Below are 15,086 nucleotides of genomic sequence, written 5' to 3' on the forward strand. Positions count from 1 at the left end.
CGCAGTCAAAAACCTGTTAGCCTAAAAAAAGCCAAACAGGTTTTTTGATGCTCTTGCTTATTTTGTATAATGTAAAAAACGTTCATACCACATATCCACAAATTCAGGAGCAAACGGACCTTTCCGCTGGTGAATCCAATGCAGTAATGTATTCAGATGCTCTCTTAAGATACTATCGATTTCTTTTGGATAATTCATCTGCCTCTTATGATCTGCATATTCATCCTCATCCAAAATATTGTACGTCATGTCTGGAAAGACTTTGACGTCTAAATCGTAATCAATATACTTAATTGCCTCATCATCTGTCGCAAAAGGAGAGCTGATGTTGCAGTAATAATATACCCCATCATCTCTAAGCATCCCAATTACATTAAACCATTGTTTTGCATGGAAATAGCAAATAGCCGGTTCTCTCGTCATCCAAGTACGGCCGTCGGATTCAGTCACCATTGTACGGTCGTTTGCACCAATGATACACAATTCCGTTGCTTTCAGAATGGTGGTTTCATTCCAAATCCTGTGGATCAAGCCATTATGTTTATAGCTTTGAATTTGGATGGTTTCTCCTTCCTTGGGATAGCCCATATTTTCTCCCCTACTTTCTATAACAAACAAACCTAACAGTCCAAAGACCTAATTTCCCAACTAAACATGTCTCTATTATATTATACCGTTACATCATTAAAAAATGAAATGAAAAAGCCATTCAACCCAATTGAACGGCACACTGACTTACATCACGCTAGAACTCTTTTCCATCTGTTTATATGAATTGATGACCTCTTCTGTTTGTTTTGTAAATAAGGTTTGCACTTTTTGCAGTTCCGCGCGTTTCTGTTTGATCTGATCACAAAGCCTATGCCACTCTTCTTTTTTTTCATCCTGCAACAATTGTTTTTCTGTTTCTAAGCATAGATCGAGTTCTCCCTGCACATCGAGCAGCTGATCCATGAGCTGCATTTGTTCTTTTACAAGCTGATCGAAATCAGACATCTAACTCCTCCCTTTTCATCGAATCCACTTTTTGTCTGTATACCATTTCTTGAAAGAAAGAAGAAATCCTTTGACTGTTTATGTAGAGGTTTTACAGGTTTTGTCGGATGGTGATGAGGGGCAAAAAAGAAAAGCACTTCATTCGTATATGAAGTGCTTTCCTTTGTTTCAGTGATTAGCTGTTTTGTTGTTTGTTTTGCTCAGCTTTTTGGTTGTATTTTTTTACTTGCTGTGCGTCAGTCTCACTAGCAAATTCAGTACCAAATTGACCGCCTTGTGCAGAAGCTTGGTTTTGTTTCTTTACTTGTTGCGCGTTTGTTTTGTTTTGTTGTTGATCCATCATTATCACCTCCACGCACATTAATTTGTGCAGAAGGTGTACATCCTATTCATGATTTTTTTAAACAAGCAAAGAACGTCCGCCATCCACAATAATCGTCTGGCCTCTAATCATGTCTGCTTTGCCTGATACAAGGAATTCCACGCTGTCGACCATGTCTTTAATTTCCACCATTCGGCCGGCAGGTGTATTTTTCTTCGCATCTTCTAAAAGCTCTTCACGGTTCGGGAAGTGCTTGAGTGCATCGGTATCGATCGCGCCGCCTGATACAGCGTTAACGACGATATTTTTTTGTGACAGCTCAACAGAAAGGTAACGTGTCAAAGCCTCTAGTGCTGCTTTTGATACGCCGACTACTGTGTAATTTTCAAGATAGCGAATAGAGCCTAGTGAGCTAATGCTGACGATATGTCCGCCGCCGTTTTTCTCCATTAGTTTCGCCGCTTCTTGTCCGCAGAATAACAAGGCTTTCGCATTGATATTCATCGTCCAGTCCCAATGATTTTCTTCAAGATCCATAATTGGACGCTGAACACCTGATGCCGCATTGTTCACAAATACATCTAAACGGCCAAAGGTTTCGTCAATTTGCTGAAACATGTCTTTGATTTTCTCAGGCTGGCCTACATTGGCTTTGACAACCAATGTTTTGACACCCATCGCTTCAATTTCTTCCGCTGTTTCAAGTGCGGCTTTTTTGCTTCTCGCATAGTTAATGACAATGTCATATCCTTTTTCAGCGAGGCGAAGGGCTACTTCTTTCCCTACTCCTCTGCTGCTTCCTGTAATTAATGCACATTTACGTTGACTCATTATGGTTCATCTCCTGATTTGAATAGTTTTCGTTCATTCGCTTCACACTAATAGGAAAGTTCCTATTAGGAGGTTACATTCATGTATGTCGGACGCGATTTAAGCCAGCTTGGCATGATGTCCAAGGATCAATGGAAAGATACTGAGCTTGCTTACTTTCATCATGCTTTCCAACAAATTTTACCTTATTTGAATGAAGAAGGGCAATCTAAGTATCGAGAAATCATTTCTGAAATCGAAGACCGCGGGGGTTTGCATCGAAATGAAGCTGATTATACCCACGGTACAACGGTTAAATATGACTAGGCTGCTCAAGTGCCAGCTCCCAAATTTTTTGGTGTGAGACTGGCAAAGCATATGCCTCAAATTCTTCTGTTGTGACTTTTTTCAGCTTCGTGTCATCAGATACAGAGGTAACTCGTCCAAAGAAAACAGAAATATTCCAGATGAGGTGGGTAAAGACATGCTGAATGGTGCCTTCTAAATCACCAAGCTCCGCTTGTACACCCGCCTCCTCTTTTAAGAAATCAATCAGCTGCTCTTTTTCCGTTTTTCTTCCCTTCATGGTTTCCATGTTAGGGAATTCCCATAAATTCGCAAGGAGGCCTGTACTTGGCCGCTTATGAATATATAGGTTGCCTGCGTCATCAAATAACACCGCTGCTGCCATTGATTTCGCAGTCGGCTTTTTCTTTTTGCTTTTCACTGGGAGCTCATGCTGAACGCCTTCCTCGAGTGCCGAGCAATGCATGTTCACAGGGCAGATGAGGCAGGCAGGGGAAGTTGGAGTGCAAATGAGCGCACCTAGCTCCATCAGCCCTTGATTGAATTCTGACGGCTTTTCCCGGGAAATGAGCTGATCGACCGCAAATTCGAAAATATTTCTCGTTTTTGGTTTTGCAATATCATCCCATATGGACAAAATACGAGAAATGACCCTCATCACGTTGCCGTCTACCGCAGGATACGGCTTGTTATAGGCGATACTCAGTACTGCGCCGCTCGTATATGGGCCTACACCTTTGAGCTTTGAAAATTGCTCTTTCGTATCAGGGACAACACCCCCGTAGGATTCATAGACTTCTTTCACAGCTGCCTGTAAATTACGTACTCTTGAGTAGTAGCCAAGACCTTCCCATGCTTTCATGACCTTTTCTTCATCAGCTAAAGCGAGATCCTTCACCGTCGGAAATTGCTCCATAAACCGGGTGAAGTACGGAATGACCGTATCCACTCTCGTTTGCTGGAGCATCACTTCTGATACCCAGACGCGGTATGGATCTTGATTTTCTCGCCATGGCAGTGTTCGTTGTTCTTTTTCATACCAATCAATTAAATCATGCTGAAAGCCCGCAATATCTTTGCGGTCCAGCTTTTCTTGAATGTCTTTCATATCTATACTCCTTCTCATTGGACCGAGGGCTAACGTTCTGAAAAGAACCTTATTTGTTGTATACTGTTTGTAGATACGTTAACATGTTACATTAAATCGGGATAAAGCAAAAGTGATTTTGCACATAGTCTTGATTGGAGACGTATACTTTGTATGATTGTTCCTAAGCATGACAACTAGGAGGTAATCAATTGGACACTGGTACTCATGTAGTAATGGGCATTTCTCTTGGGGGACTTGCACTTTTAGATCCAGCCGTCAGTGCAGATCCACACATGGCACACGCCGTGATGATCGCGACCATCGCCGGCTCCCAAGCACCAGACATTGATACTGTGCTAAAACTAAAAAATAATGCGGTTTATATAAGAAATCACCGAGGATTTACACATTCCATTCCGGCTGTACTGTTTTGGTCATTGCTGATTCCGGCTGTGATTTTCCCATTTGTGCCGGGGGCGGATTTACTTCACCTTTGGTTATGGACACTATTAGCCGTTGTGCTTCATGTGTTTGTCGATATTTTCAACGCATACGGCACGCAGGCCATTCGTCCATTTTCGAAGAAATGGGTAGCGCTTGGGATCATTAATACGTTTGATCCGTTTATCTTTTTTACTCACCTTGTCGCCATTGTCGTTTGGGCGATTGGCGGACATCCCGGCTATACGTTTATTACGCTGTATGCCGTGATTTTCTGCTACTATATCGTCAGGGTCATCATGCAGCTTCAGATTAAACGTCAGCTGCGTGCACGATTCGATGAAATTGAAGAGATTATTATTTCGCCTACAATGAAGTTCAGACAATGGCGCATTGCCGTGAAATGTAAATCCTCTTTCCATGTTGGGCGCAGCATGAATGGAGAAGTCGTCATTTTAGACACCTTTAACCGTGTGCCGGTTCCTGATACTGAAATTATGAAAATTGCCAAACAAGATGAAAACATTTCTGCCTTTCTCTCCTTCTCCCCTGTCTACCGGTGGGAAGTAGATAAATACAAGGATCATTATGAAGTGCGGTTCATTGATTTGCGCTACCGCAGCAAAGGGCACTATCCTTTTGTCGCAATCTGCCATATCGACATGGACCACCAAATCAAAAATTCCTATACCGGCTGGATTTTCAGTGAAGAAAAACTGCAAAAAAAATTAAGACTCGGCTCTGTGTGAGCGAGTCTTTTTTGTGCTTCACTCTTACAACTTCGTCATATATTCCACAATAAACTCCCAAAATCCAGGTCCCTCTTGGTAAATCAGCCAGTCTACTTTTTCGATGAGTTTGATATAAAGTTCTTGTTCGAGGTCTTCTCTTTCTTGATATGCCGTGTTTTGTAGTTTCTTTTTGATCATGGGTGTGAAGGTTTCAATGAGTTCTTCCATTTCTCCATTGGTCATTTTGTCTTCGTGCACGGACATCTCCCCCTGTTTCTTCTTTTAGTTTGTTGAGCGCTTTTTTGTGAATGTTTGAGATGTTTTGTCTTGTTTCGCCTAACTGATCGGCTATTTCCTTCATCGTTTGGCCTTCGACATAGATTTGGGTTAGGACCATTTTTTGTTTGTCTGTGAGCTGCTGGTAGGCCTTGTACAATGTTTGATCTTGCAGGTGCTCCCCTAAGTCTTGCTGGTTGAAGAGCACGGCTTCATACGTATCTGTTTGAACAGGGTCTTTCACTTCTTGCGTATCAGGATGATCGAGTATGAGCGGAAAACGCTGCTGTTTCTTTTTTACTCGTTTGTCAAAGTCGACTGAAAAGATGCGTATCATAGTGGAGATATACTTGATGATGCGGATTTTCTGATAGAACTGTTTGAACTCGGAATCTAGTTTTTTGGCATTTTCCTCGTTTGGCTCTTCCATGACTTGCCGGAGCAGCTGCTCGTTTTTCGGGTTGCTTAAAAACTGCTGAATGAGCGGGTGATCAATGATTTCCTTCCATTTTGCTTTCAATAACAGCCGATAATCCATGTGCATCCTCCCCTTTGTTCCCTCTACTAGCATTAAGTGGACAAAAGTTAAAAAAAGTAAACTTCGTGAAACGGGTCTAATGATTCATTTTCTCCCCCTCTGCTTTCCTTTTTCTTCTTTCATACCACTTATATAGAAGACGAGTATCCGCTGGGAGGTGAGACAAATGGAGACCTTTTTTTCAGAGGAATGGCTGAAGCAGCTCGGTCAGGCTGGCTTCCCTGCCATTTTGACGGTGTACTTGCTGACACGCTTTGAACGAAAGTTTGATGAATTAAGCAAGCTCATCCAACGATTAGTCGCTGCTCAAAAAAATGATGAATCAGATTGACATCTGCTTGATTCGTTTCACCTTATGAAAACGAGGGCGAAATGAAAGGCCTTTTGTCACCTCACACAATACGATGTTGAAAGGGGATTTTATCATGAGTGAAAAGCAAAATGGAATACCACAGCCGATTCGAGGAGAAAAAGGAGCAACGGTCAAAATTCCACGTAATCTCGAGCGGGACAGACAAAATCCAGATATGCTCACGCCGCCAGAAACCGATCATGGAACGGTCTCCAACCTGAAATATTCTTTTTCTGATACACACAATCGTTTAGAAAAAGGCGGCTACGCCCGCGAGGTAACAGTCCGCGAACTGCCGATCTCTAAAAGTCTTGCATCTGTCAATATGCGGCTAAAGCCTGGTGCGATTCGTGAGCTTCACTGGCATAAGGAAGCGGAATGGGCGTACATGATTTATGGGGAAGCCCGGATTACATCGGTTGATGCAGAGGGGCGCAATTTTACAGAGGATGTGACTGAGGGTGATTTGTGGTACTTCCCTTCTGGCCTGCCGCACTCTATCCAAGCACTTGAACCGGGAGCTGAATTCTTGCTTGTGTTTGATGATGGGTCATTCTCAGAAAATAGTACGTTCCAAGTAACCGATTGGCTTGCCCATACGCCAGAGGAAGTCGTGCTCAAGAACTTCGGTATGACAAAGGAGCAGTTTGACAAGCTGCCAGAGAAAGAAAAGTATATTTTCCAAAAAGGCATTCCTGGTTCCCTTGAATGTGACAAGGTGAAAACAGAGCAGGGAGAAATCCCGAATTCCTTTAAATATGAGCTGTTAAAACAAGAGCCGATTACGTCAAGCGGCGGACAAGTGTGGATTGCGGACTCTACCAATTTCAAAGCGTCTAAAACAATTGCATCCGCTCTTGTGAAAGTTGATCCAGGTGCTATCCGAGAGCTGCACTGGCATCCAAATACGGATGAATGGCAATATTTTATTTCTGGAAAAGCACGAATGACGGTATTTGCTTCTGATGGACATGCGAGAACCTTCAACTATCAGGCGGGAGACGTTGGATATGTACCATTTGCGATGGGGCATTATGTAGAAAATACAGGCGACGAACCGCTTTATTTCTTAGAAATTTTTAAGAGCGATCATTATGCAGATATTTCACTCAATCAGTGGCTTGCGGTTACACCGAAACAGCTTGTTCTTGATCATTTAGATCAAGGTGAAGAATTCTTAAAACTGCTTGATACTGAAAAACATCCTGTGATCGCTGCACCTAAAAAAGAGGATTAACATATAACTTCCTGCAAAAAGGCTGTCCTTTTTGCAGGTATCTTCATGTAAAGGAGTGTTGATTCACCTATGCAGCAATCTGTTCACGCTTTATGGCAAGGGCTGAAATGGCTCATGGCGGCGTCGGCTGTCTGTTACATATTTTTGTTGTTTTGTGTGCTGTTCTTTCATTTAACAGGTGCTTTTTATCAATCGATTTTATCGATGCTTTTATTTATGGGCATCTATGTGGTACTTGGGATATCCTTTGAGCATGTGGAGCATGTGCTCATGAGGGTTGTGAGAAAGTGCCGTTCCAAAAAACGCTCCATCGTTTTCTATGCCATCTCAATTCATCTTTTGTTTATTTGGGGTGCTGTCTATTTATCAGATGAATTGGTAGGCGGCATTTTACTGTCTACCTCTGAGGAAATCCTCTTTGCTCTAAGCCTTTGGTTGTTTCATTTTTTGTTTGATTATGCGACCTTTTCGTTTGAGAAAGAAGTTTAGTGAATGCTTCATATGATGGATATCATGCTCAATCAGCCCTCGGAAGATAAAAAAACACCACTTATGATGAAAAGTGGTGTTTCTTGTGTTTTCTTCGTGCATATAGGATCGCAACGATCAAACTGACGAGTGAAATCAACGCGAGAATTCTGATATATGGCGGATAGTAAGTTAACACAATCTCGTTTTTGCCTTTTTCTATTGGAAAACCGATAAAGGCGTAATTGGCTTGTTCAATATCGGTCTGCTGTCCGTTTACTGTGAGCTCCCAGCCTTTTTCATATGGTACTGGCAGAACCATATAATCATCGCCGCGTTTGTTATCATATGAAATCGTAAAGCGGTTGTTTTCGAGCTTTACCTGCTGGCTGCCATCATCCTGCTTTTCTTTTTCATATGCCTTCTCTAGGACGCGGTAAGGCTCTTGATACAACTTCAATTGATCGAGTTCATACGTCCCTTTTGGTACTCGAATGGAAAGGATTTTTTCCGCAGGGACTCGAATCGTCACTTCATTGACGCCTGTTTTGTAGATGGATGTATTGCTTTTTCGTGAGGTGACATAGTTGTCGACGGATAACTGAAATCCTTCGTTACGGTCTGTCCGCTTCACATAAAAGCTCACATACACATCCCCAGCGCGGGCCATATCATCTGGCAGCGTGATATTCAGGCCGCCTGTTTCTCCGTATACATCAAGCACGCCGTGTTCGTATACGGCTTGTTCCGTATGAATCTTTGTATCCTTGACTCGATCTGGCGCATGCTCTATTTCAGCGTTTCCTTTTTTCTCTAAAATCACACCTTGCAGCATTGCATGCTCCCTATCAAGTGCTGAGGCATCTTTTAAGGATTCTTCTGAATAAACGGTGCTTGTTGTTCTTGCAAATGGCAGCGGCCGTGTATTTTCATACACTTTATAATGTTCGCTTTCCAATATTGGTTTAAAATAAGCTGGCGGTGAGTAAGGCATCGCGCGCTCTCTCATATAATACTTTCCATAGGTCAGGCTGTATAAATTCGCCCTGTCCCCCATTGTTGCATAACGGCTGACACTTTCCCGTCCCATATCGATCTGCAGGTCATTCCAGTAGAAATTGAGCAAATGCTGATTCAATATACTTGAATACGCACTCATGCCTTGAAAGCCTTCAAATAACGGGGTATTGTTGCGCACGCCGTTCATCCAGTCAATCCGGGCAAGCGGATCTTTTGAGGAGCGGCTTTGAATCTGCTGAATAAGCTTCATTTGCTCATGTCCAGCATATGCCTCACTATTCAGATACGTATCTGATACGCTCTTAATATTGCTTCTTTCAGATAAGTAGCCCTGCTGATATACGCCTGCTGTCAGTAAGCTGACAACGATGAGCACAGCTGAAAAGAGACGAAGATGCTGGCGTTTTTCCGCATGAATCAAAAGGAAAAACAAGCTGATCACAAGCAGTCCTATGCCTGTAAATACAACAACATCCATATTTCCCTTTGCTCGTTCTGATAAGATGACTGCGAGAAGAAACACGATCCAAGCGCCTAATACCGCACGCTTTTTCCACTTCCACTCGATTTGCGAGAAATGCTTGATGGTGATGGCAACGACCGCTCCAACTGTAAAGGCAAGAATGTACTCAAATCTGTATTGCGGTGCCGAAAAACCATTAAACACGCTCGCCATCTTTGGACTGTAGTGAAAAACAATGAGCAGAATGCTGATCAATGTAAACATGAAAAACCACCTGTTCCGGTAGAGCGGAACGAGGAACATACAAATGAGAAAGATCACAGGTAATAAATACACCCTGCTTGCAAACAGCAGATGATCATGCAGATCAAACCAAGGTATAGATTGATCATATGGCGGTCTTATATTATTAAGAAATCCATAGACAGACGGGACAAAAAAAGCAGCACTGATTCCAAAGGATAACAGCGTAGAGACCGCCAGCGTCCAGAACACCTTCCACCCGTTCTCCTCACTTCGAAGCTTGATGATATATCTGAAGACAAGATAGATCGCTAAAAAGATAAAATGAATATAAGCAAAGTAAAAGTTGTTGATGAGCATCAGGCTGCACGCCGCAATAAACCAAGCCGGCTTACCCGTTTTGAAAATCCGTTCAACCCCAAGCACAAGCAGCGGGAGCCACATCATACTGTCGGTGAAAAACTCCCAAAACGTTTGATGCCGAAAATACACAATAGACAATCCGTAAATTGCGGCTCCTGTTAATGCGCTCAGCCTATGCTGAACCATTGAAAGAAGCACACGGTAAGCGATGAAAAGAATAAGCGTCAGCTTGATCACACTCAGCCAAATGACGGCATTTGCCCAGAAATGAATGTCCGTTGACTGGATGACATGAAGCGCATTCATCAGCCAGACGACAGCGACTGTGACCATAAAGACAGTCGACGTTGTGAAATAATAACCTAATTGCGTATATGTACCGCCGCCTAGACCGAATTGATAGGAATAAAAGAAGTTCCCTTTGACGTATTCATCGTAAAGAAGCTTTTTAAATGGGAGCATTTGTGAGATTCCGTCTCCATCTCCTGTCATATACCGGCCTTGCGTATATTCATATAAGAAAAAGGAGTGTCCTAATAAAGCGAGAATGAGGCACATTCCTATCATTATCCATCTACGTTTCATCATCTAAATCCTTTCCACAAAAGATCCACTTTTCTTTGAAACAAAACAACCCAGCAAGCGATTCGTGCTTGCCGGTTATTTGACTCCACGTTATTTAAATAACTGTGTTAACACTCGGTCTTGTTCCTTTGAGCTTGTCTCTTGTTCCATCACATTTGATTCCTGGATTAAATAATGCGGCCTCTTTTTCGTTTCATAATAAATACGGCCAATATATTCTCCAATCACACCTAGACTCAAAAGCTGGACACCTCCGAGGAACAGCACAGCCGATATCAAAGTAAAATAACCCGGCACCATAATGCCCGTTCTGACAATTTGAATAAAGGTGGCCACGATGTAAATCAATGAGAGAAATAAGATCAGTATGCCAGTATAAAAACAAATTCGCAGCGGACGGTTGTTAAAAGAAATGACGCCATCTATGCCATAGTTAAATAATTTCTTCAGTGACCATTTTGTATCCCCATGCTGTCTTTCTACATTTTCATAATAGATGACCTTTTCTTCAAACCCAATCCAGCAAAAAAGCCCTTTCGAAAAACGATTTCCCTCTTTCAGCTGAAGCAGTGCATCGATGGCTTGGCGTGAAATTAAACGGAAATCCCCGACACCATCACGCAAATCCACTTCTACTACCTTGTTCATCACCTTATAGTACATGGATGACAGGTAAGAGCGCAGCTTGCTGTCACCTTTACGATTCCGTTTGGCAATGACTTGATGATAGCCTTCTTCATACCCTCTGACAAAGTCCTGAATTAAATACGTCGGGTGCTGCAGATCGGCGTCCATAATAATCGCAGCTGCTCCTTTTGCATGTTCAAGACCTGCCAAAATAGCGGCTTCCTTTCCAAAGTTACGCGAAAAGGAAATATATTTAACCTTTGCACTTTTGCGAGAGAGCTCTCTCATGTATTGAAGCGTGTTGTCTTTGCTTCCATCATTTACAAAGATGATTTCAAAGTCATAATGAAAATCGCGAAACTCTTCCTCGAGTGCCTCAAAGATTCGTCTGATGTTTTCACCTTCATTGTAAGAAGGAATTATAACAGAGAGCAGTTCCCGTTCCATATCGCACCTTCTCTTCACTTTTTTCACATAGTCTGATATGTTCATTATTCCTTTTTTGTCAGAAAACGAAACCCTTTTTTATTATCCATAAATTACATGTCTCTTTAATCGTTTCATTATATCAGAGTTTTATTTCCATTGATTTTCAGCAGGATGAATTTAATGTAATTTTAAGTTTAATCATTGTAAAAAGCCTGTAATTTTGATCACAGACTGGGTATTGTTTCATAAAATTGTTTGTTCATTTATATATTTTCCTATTTATTGAAAAAGATGAATGGAAGTGAAAGGGCAGCCTTTTTAGTGAAGCAGCCCTCGATTGTTTTGTTGCAGATGCTCGTTTGCCTTTGATTGTTTATTTTGAAATAAATGGAGCTGCGCGCCGTAGCTCTCGATCCACTCTTGGACAATTCGTTCTGTTGTTTCCTGTCCTTTATACTTGCGGCCAGCCTTTGCATAAGTCGTTTCAAAATCACTCCAAAGCAGCTCTACCCATGTACGTGCTTCGTCATATGTCAGCATATTGTTTTTTTCCATAAGTTGTTCTGTTAGTCGCTCAAAGTATTGTTCCATGTCTGTTCCTCCTTCATCTAGCAGAAAGTGCCTTTTTAAAAAAACTTCTTTTTTCATATACTACCCTTACGTCTTCAAAAGACGCAAATGATTTGTATTGTTTGGAGGGAATCGATATGCGTAATAAAGCAAAAGGCTTTCCAAATCAGGTAAATCACAAGTTTGAAGGCGAACCAGGCGCTACAGATGCTTATGCGTCTAAACGGCCGAATGGTGAAACGAATACACGTCCACAGGAACGTATGAGGGCATCAGGGAAACGCTAATTTTTCCAAAGGGAGTGCTTGAGATATGAGTTCAAATGGGAAATCGTATATGGCAGACTTTGTTCAATTAAGGACAACCGCTTACCCTCAACCATGGGCAAATGCAAAGCATTCTGCCTCTCAGGTCAACGGAGAAACACAGCAAACGCAGCACGACATCGTACTTCAGAACAACGTCCGTAAACAGCGTTCGAAGTAAAGAAAAGGACTGATCTCTTGGGATCAGTCCTTCAGGTTGTTGACAAAGGGCTAAAATGATGTTTATTTTAGCCCTTTGTCTTCTTTTCAGCATGATAGAAAACCTTTGCAGCCTAGGAAGGATGAGCACCGGAACGGAGCGAATTTGACATTCGTGAGTACCGGAGCGCAGGACTGACACCGAATGCGAGGGTTTGTCTACACGCTGAAAGGACTGATCTTTTAGGATCAGTCCTTTTGCGTCAGCATTGAAATCGGCAGGGCATCTTCCTTATTTGGTGCCAATACTCTGTATCCCCACGCAAAAACGCCATTTAGATATTCCACATAAAACTCTTCTTCTGTGTCTTTAATTTGATAAGTCGTTTTCGTTTGAATTGAGGCTGGATCTAATAAATAGGCTTTCGCCATATCGATTTTCCGTTCTAAAACTGCGTATTCATTCACAATGCCAAGCTGCTCAGCCTTTCGTGCTTTTTCAGAAAGGGCGGCAATTTCCTGCTTCAATTCGTATTCTGTCATTTCACTATAGCGTTTTTCCATCTGTCATTCCCCTTTGTCTAAAACGTGATCAATTGTATCGAGATCAAAGCCTTTTCTGAATAAAAATTGCTTCACTTTCATCTTTTTTTCAAATGATCCGTCATATCCTACCTTGCGTTTTGCCTTCTCCAGCATATAAAGGAGGGCTTCTTCTTCCTTTTCCTCTTCTTGTCCATCATAGGCTTCTTGAAGGGCTTTATCAATGATCTCAAACGAAAATCCCTTTCGCTGCAGCTGCAGCTTGATGCGCTGCTCGATCTCTTTTGCAGAACGATTTTTTTCTTTTTTGACAAGTTTGAGAACCTGCTTTACAGCTTCCTCCAGCTGTAAGTCATCAGGGTATTGCGACAGCGCCTGTTCAATCATGTCATCGTCTATGCCTTTGAGCTTCAATTCTTTTTTTAGGACGGACGGTCCCTTGCTGTTCGTTTTTCGGTGTGTGCTGACATAGGCTTCTGCAAATTCAAGATCATTTAAATACTTATAATGCTTTAATTTGTGTATAATTTCACTAATAGCAGGTGCAGGGATTTCTTTTTTCGTTAAATAATCGGTGACTTCTTTCACTGATCTCATGCGGTAGGATAAATAATCAACGGCCTGCTGAAATCCTTTTTTCACTGAATCACCGAATTGAATCTCAATGATATCTGCTTCGTCCAGCTCTTTTCCTTTTTTCAAATCGTGCTGGACGAGCACATCTAAATCAACGCTAAAGGCGTACTTTTCATCAAGAAAGATGTTGACCCGCTCGGTATTGTTTTTCTGAGCAGAAATTTTTGTAATATAGGGCATCCTGTGATCACTCCTTTTCTAAAACAGTCAGGATGTTTCTTCTGATTCAAAATCGTGAAAGATATAGGTATGTATATGAGAGGAGAGATGTCAATTGAATATCGCCATTACCGGAGGAACCGGTTTTATCGGCCAGCATGTCACAAAAGTGCTCGCTGCTGAGGGACATCATCTATATATTTTAACAAGAAATCCAAAGGAATCCGAACAAAATCATTTACATTATGTGCAGTGGCTGACTGAAGGTGCTGCGCCTGAGCATGAATTGCCTGCCATCGATGTATGGATTAACCTTGCTGGAAAATCCATTTTCACGCGCTGGACAGACAAGGCAAAAGAAGGCATCCTCTCCAGCCGTCTCAAATCAACACAAGAGGTAAGACGCATTATAGAAGCGCAGGAATCAAAACCATCTGTGCTGATTCAAGCAAGTGCTGTCGGAATTTATGGCACATCTCAAACAGAAGATTTTACGGAGGAATCACCTCCTGCGGAGTCTGATTTCTTAAGTCATACATCAAGGCTTTGGGAGGCTGAAGGGCAAAAGATTGAAGCCCTCGGCATTCGTACGGTCTACACACGCTTTGGTGTCGTGTTAGGTGAAAAAGGCACACTGCCGCTGATGACACTTCCTTACAAGCTGTTTGCCGGCGGGACAATTGGCTCTGGTACGCAATGGGTTTCATGGGTTCATGTTGAGGATGTGGCACATCTCATTGCTTATGCAATTCATCATGACGACCTGTCAGGTCCGCTCAATGCGACATCACCGAATCCTGTTCAAATGAAACAGCTTGGACAAACCATTGCTTCTGCCCTTCGCCGCCCCCATTGGCTGAAGGTGCCATCTTTTGTGATCAAAACGGCGCTTGGTGAAATGTCATTACTTGTTTTAGAAGGTCAGCGTGCTCTGCCAAAAAAAGCACTGCTCTCTTCTTATGACTTTTTGCACCCTGAACTAAAAGAAGCGATTTTGCATTCTGGGGAATAAATGTTGTCAAAAACACCCATCCTATTAGAAATGAGATGAGGGGGCGATTTTGATGAAGAAAAAAGAACACCAGCCAACTTCGAAGCTGAAGAAAACCCAGGAAGTCCTGTATCAGCAGGAATTCAAAAAAGCGGAAAGAGCAGCAGAAAAAAGAAACAAATAAGACGGATATTCCCCTCCAACAAGCACATAACTAAAGTGATCTTGTAAAGGAGGGAAAGGCTTTGAAAAAAGACCAACACAAAAAATCCAACCACGAGCTCGCAGCACAAGAGACGGATGGCGAATATGTTGAATTTTCCAAAGAACTTGCAGATCCGAATGACTTAAAAGCAATGGCACGTATGAAAGCAGCCGATCAGCGCGCCAAAAAACAATAAGTAAAAAAGCAGACCTTATTCAGCG

The 15,086-nt window shown here is 42.2% G+C and carries 21 protein-coding genes and 1 pseudogene; 10 read left to right on the top strand and 12 right to left on the bottom strand.

The genetic code is table 11. The features are described from left to right. Positions 1 to 57: 57 nt before the first annotated feature. From ntdP to fabL, 4 genes and pseudogenes are all read right to left on the bottom strand, one after another. Positions 58 to 588, bottom strand: coding sequence for a nucleoside tri-diphosphate phosphatase (gene ntdP / locus AWT60_RS17960; RefSeq protein WP_024425209.1), 531 nt, complete (start codon positions 586 to 588; stop codon positions 58 to 60). A 147-nt stretch (positions 589 to 735) separates the two neighbouring features. Next, on the bottom strand, positions 736 to 996 hold the full coding sequence (locus AWT60_RS17965) for a YgaB family protein (protein WP_041106781.1): 261 nt from the start codon (positions 994 to 996) through the stop codon (positions 736 to 738). 175 nt (positions 997 to 1,171) lie between these two features. Then, a pseudogene (locus AWT60_RS17970) lies at positions 1,172 to 1,321 on the bottom strand (gamma-type small acid-soluble spore protein); the annotation flags it as partial. A gap of 75 nt (positions 1,322 to 1,396) precedes the next feature. After that, positions 1,397 to 2,149 carry an enoyl-[acyl-carrier-protein] reductase FabL gene (gene fabL, locus AWT60_RS17975; RefSeq protein ID WP_024425211.1) on the bottom strand — a complete coding sequence of 251 codons (753 nt, stop codon included), beginning with the start codon at positions 2,147 to 2,149 and terminating at the stop codon, positions 1,397 to 1,399. An 81-nt stretch (positions 2,150 to 2,230) separates the two neighbouring features. Between fabL and AWT60_RS17980 the strand changes: the two genes are divergently transcribed. Then, positions 2,231 to 2,455, top strand: coding sequence for a hypothetical protein (locus AWT60_RS17980; protein WP_003217808.1), 225 nt, complete (start codon positions 2,231 to 2,233; stop codon positions 2,453 to 2,455). On the opposite strand, the gene mutY is transcribed toward AWT60_RS17980, so the two are convergent. Next, a complete protein-coding gene (mutY, locus tag AWT60_RS17985; RefSeq protein ID WP_218677577.1) occupies positions 2,442 to 3,542 on the bottom strand; it encodes an A/G-specific adenine glycosylase in 1,101 nt (366 codons plus the stop codon). The two genes, AWT60_RS17980 and mutY, sit on opposite strands and share 14 nt — an antisense overlap. A gap of 191 nt (positions 3,543 to 3,733) precedes the next feature. On the opposite strand from mutY, the gene AWT60_RS17990 reads away from it, so the two are divergent. Continuing rightward, positions 3,734 to 4,714, top strand: coding sequence for a metal-dependent hydrolase (locus tag AWT60_RS17990; protein ID WP_041106780.1), 981 nt, complete (start codon positions 3,734 to 3,736; stop codon positions 4,712 to 4,714). Positions 4,715 to 4,738: 24 nt separating this feature from the next. Here the strand turns inward: AWT60_RS17990 and rsoA are convergent, their stop codons facing one another. Further along, positions 4,739 to 4,960: a sigma-O factor regulator RsoA gene (gene rsoA / locus AWT60_RS17995; protein ID WP_041116267.1), complete on the bottom strand. Its 222-nt coding sequence runs from the start codon at positions 4,958 to 4,960 to the stop codon at positions 4,739 to 4,741. Further along, positions 4,908 to 5,510 (bottom strand): sigma-70 family RNA polymerase sigma factor, encoded by a 603-nt coding sequence (locus AWT60_RS18000; protein ID WP_024425214.1) that lies wholly within the window; start codon positions 5,508 to 5,510, stop codon positions 4,908 to 4,910. Before AWT60_RS18000 ends, rsoA begins: the two co-directional genes overlap by 53 nt. Before the next feature lie 166 nt (positions 5,511 to 5,676). On the opposite strand from AWT60_RS18000, the gene AWT60_RS18005 reads away from it, so the two are divergent. From AWT60_RS18005 to AWT60_RS18015, 3 genes are all read left to right on the top strand, one after another. Further along, positions 5,677 to 5,841, top strand: a complete 165-nt coding sequence (locus AWT60_RS18005) for a YvrJ family protein (protein WP_073204399.1) — start codon at positions 5,677 to 5,679, stop codon at positions 5,839 to 5,841. Between the two features lie 94 nt (positions 5,842 to 5,935). Then, on the top strand, positions 5,936 to 7,099 hold the full coding sequence (locus AWT60_RS18010) for an oxalate decarboxylase family bicupin (RefSeq protein ID WP_218677578.1): 1,164 nt from the start codon (positions 5,936 to 5,938) through the stop codon (positions 7,097 to 7,099). A 69-nt stretch (positions 7,100 to 7,168) separates the two neighbouring features. Continuing rightward, positions 7,169 to 7,588 carry a regulatory YrvL family protein gene (locus AWT60_RS18015; RefSeq protein ID WP_163115491.1) on the top strand — a complete coding sequence of 140 codons (420 nt, stop codon included), beginning with the start codon at positions 7,169 to 7,171 and terminating at the stop codon, positions 7,586 to 7,588. Between the two features lie 61 nt (positions 7,589 to 7,649). On the opposite strand, the gene AWT60_RS18020 is transcribed toward AWT60_RS18015, so the two are convergent. The 3 genes from AWT60_RS18020 to AWT60_RS18030 all read right to left on the bottom strand — a co-directional run bounded on the left by AWT60_RS18020 (position 7,650) and on the right by AWT60_RS18030 (position 11,888). After that, a complete protein-coding gene (locus AWT60_RS18020) occupies positions 7,650 to 10,244 on the bottom strand; it encodes a YfhO family protein (protein WP_218677579.1) in 2,595 nt (864 codons plus the stop codon). Positions 10,245 to 10,331: 87 nt separating this feature from the next. Further along, positions 10,332 to 11,315, bottom strand: a complete 984-nt coding sequence (locus AWT60_RS18025) for a glycosyltransferase family 2 protein (RefSeq protein ID WP_024425218.1) — start codon at positions 11,313 to 11,315, stop codon at positions 10,332 to 10,334. A 300-nt stretch (positions 11,316 to 11,615) separates the two neighbouring features. Then, positions 11,616 to 11,888 carry a YfhJ family protein gene (locus tag AWT60_RS18030; RefSeq protein WP_024425219.1) on the bottom strand — a complete coding sequence of 91 codons (273 nt, stop codon included), beginning with the start codon at positions 11,886 to 11,888 and terminating at the stop codon, positions 11,616 to 11,618. Positions 11,889 to 12,004: 116 nt separating this feature from the next. Here AWT60_RS18030 and AWT60_RS18035 point away from each other — a divergent pair, with 116 nt between their 5' ends. Both AWT60_RS18035 and AWT60_RS18040 read left to right on the top strand, forming a co-directional pair. Continuing rightward, positions 12,005 to 12,154, top strand: coding sequence for a small, acid-soluble spore protein K (locus tag AWT60_RS18035; protein ID WP_003217849.1), 150 nt, complete (start codon positions 12,005 to 12,007; stop codon positions 12,152 to 12,154). A 25-nt stretch (positions 12,155 to 12,179) separates the two neighbouring features. Further along, positions 12,180 to 12,353, top strand: a complete 174-nt coding sequence (locus AWT60_RS18040) for a YpzG family protein (protein ID WP_008360604.1) — start codon at positions 12,180 to 12,182, stop codon at positions 12,351 to 12,353. 227 nt (positions 12,354 to 12,580) lie between these two features. On the opposite strand, the gene AWT60_RS18045 is transcribed toward AWT60_RS18040, so the two are convergent. Next, positions 12,581 to 12,895 carry a YfhH family protein gene (locus tag AWT60_RS18045; protein WP_218677580.1) on the bottom strand — a complete coding sequence of 105 codons (315 nt, stop codon included), beginning with the start codon at positions 12,893 to 12,895 and terminating at the stop codon, positions 12,581 to 12,583. A 3-nt stretch (positions 12,896 to 12,898) separates the two neighbouring features. Beyond that, entirely contained in the window at positions 12,899 to 13,690 is a 792-nt protein-coding gene (gene recX / locus AWT60_RS18050; protein WP_087976448.1) for a recombination regulator RecX, read from the bottom strand. A gap of 94 nt (positions 13,691 to 13,784) precedes the next feature. Here recX and AWT60_RS18055 point away from each other — a divergent pair, with 94 nt between their 5' ends. The 3 genes from AWT60_RS18055 (at position 13,785) to AWT60_RS18065 (ending at position 15,061) form a co-directional block, all read left to right on the top strand. After that, the gene (locus tag AWT60_RS18055) at positions 13,785 to 14,681 is read left to right on the top strand and encodes a TIGR01777 family oxidoreductase (protein WP_218677581.1); all 897 of its coding nucleotides are present in this window, start codon (positions 13,785 to 13,787) and stop codon (positions 14,679 to 14,681) included. 52 nt (positions 14,682 to 14,733) lie between these two features. Beyond that, complete coding sequence (locus AWT60_RS18060; RefSeq protein ID WP_017358836.1) at positions 14,734 to 14,844, top strand: YfhE family protein; 111 nt, start codon at positions 14,734 to 14,736, stop codon at positions 14,842 to 14,844. A 61-nt stretch (positions 14,845 to 14,905) separates the two neighbouring features. Beyond that, the gene (locus AWT60_RS18065; RefSeq protein ID WP_041087330.1) at positions 14,906 to 15,061 is read left to right on the top strand and encodes a YfhD family protein; all 156 of its coding nucleotides are present in this window, start codon (positions 14,906 to 14,908) and stop codon (positions 15,059 to 15,061) included. Positions 15,062 to 15,086: the final 25 nt, after the last annotated feature.

This window comes from Bacillus sp. F2HM, assembly GCF_019266135.1.
Lineage (GTDB): Bacteria > Bacillota > Bacilli > Bacillales > Bacillaceae > Bacillus > Bacillus safensis.

Coding starts and splice junctions, on each gene's coding strand:
- AWT60_RS18045 (WP_218677580.1), bottom strand. CDS start 12,895: ATGGAAAAACGCTATAGTGAAATGACAGAATACGAATTGAAGCAGGAA.
- AWT60_RS18025 (WP_024425218.1), bottom strand. CDS start 11,315: ATGGAACGGGAACTGCTCTCTGTTATAATTCCTTCTTACAATGAAGGT.
- AWT60_RS18015 (WP_163115491.1), top strand. CDS start 7,169: ATGCAGCAATCTGTTCACGCTTTATGGCAAGGGCTGAAATGGCTCATG.
- AWT60_RS18020 (WP_218677579.1), bottom strand. CDS start 10,244: ATGATGAAACGTAGATGGATAATGATAGGAATGTGCCTCATTCTCGCT.
- AWT60_RS18010 (WP_218677578.1), top strand. CDS start 5,936: ATGAGTGAAAAGCAAAATGGAATACCACAGCCGATTCGAGGAGAAAAA.
- AWT60_RS18035 (WP_003217849.1), top strand. CDS start 12,005: ATGCGTAATAAAGCAAAAGGCTTTCCAAATCAGGTAAATCACAAGTTT.
- rsoA (WP_041116267.1), bottom strand. CDS start 4,960: ATGTCCGTGCACGAAGACAAAATGACCAATGGAGAAATGGAAGAACTC.
- AWT60_RS17965 (WP_041106781.1), bottom strand. CDS start 996: ATGTCTGATTTCGATCAGCTTGTAAAAGAACAAATGCAGCTCATGGAT.
- AWT60_RS18030 (WP_024425219.1), bottom strand. CDS start 11,888: ATGGAACAATACTTTGAGCGACTAACAGAACAACTTATGGAAAAAAAC.
- AWT60_RS18060 (WP_017358836.1), top strand. CDS start 14,734: ATGAAGAAAAAAGAACACCAGCCAACTTCGAAGCTGAAGAAAACCCAG.
- ntdP (WP_024425209.1), bottom strand. CDS start 588: ATGGGCTATCCCAAGGAAGGAGAAACCATCCAAATTCAAAGCTATAAA.
- recX (WP_087976448.1), bottom strand. CDS start 13,690: ATGCCCTATATTACAAAAATTTCTGCTCAGAAAAACAATACCGAGCGG.
- AWT60_RS18005 (WP_073204399.1), top strand. CDS start 5,677: ATGGAGACCTTTTTTTCAGAGGAATGGCTGAAGCAGCTCGGTCAGGCT.
- fabL (WP_024425211.1), bottom strand. CDS start 2,149: ATGAGTCAACGTAAATGTGCATTAATTACAGGAAGCAGCAGAGGAGTA.
- AWT60_RS17980 (WP_003217808.1), top strand. CDS start 2,231: ATGTATGTCGGACGCGATTTAAGCCAGCTTGGCATGATGTCCAAGGAT.
- mutY (WP_218677577.1), bottom strand. CDS start 3,542: ATGAAAGACATTCAAGAAAAGCTGGACCGCAAAGATATTGCGGGCTTT.
- AWT60_RS18000 (WP_024425214.1), bottom strand. CDS start 5,510: ATGGATTATCGGCTGTTATTGAAAGCAAAATGGAAGGAAATCATTGAT.
- AWT60_RS18040 (WP_008360604.1), top strand. CDS start 12,180: ATGAGTTCAAATGGGAAATCGTATATGGCAGACTTTGTTCAATTAAGG.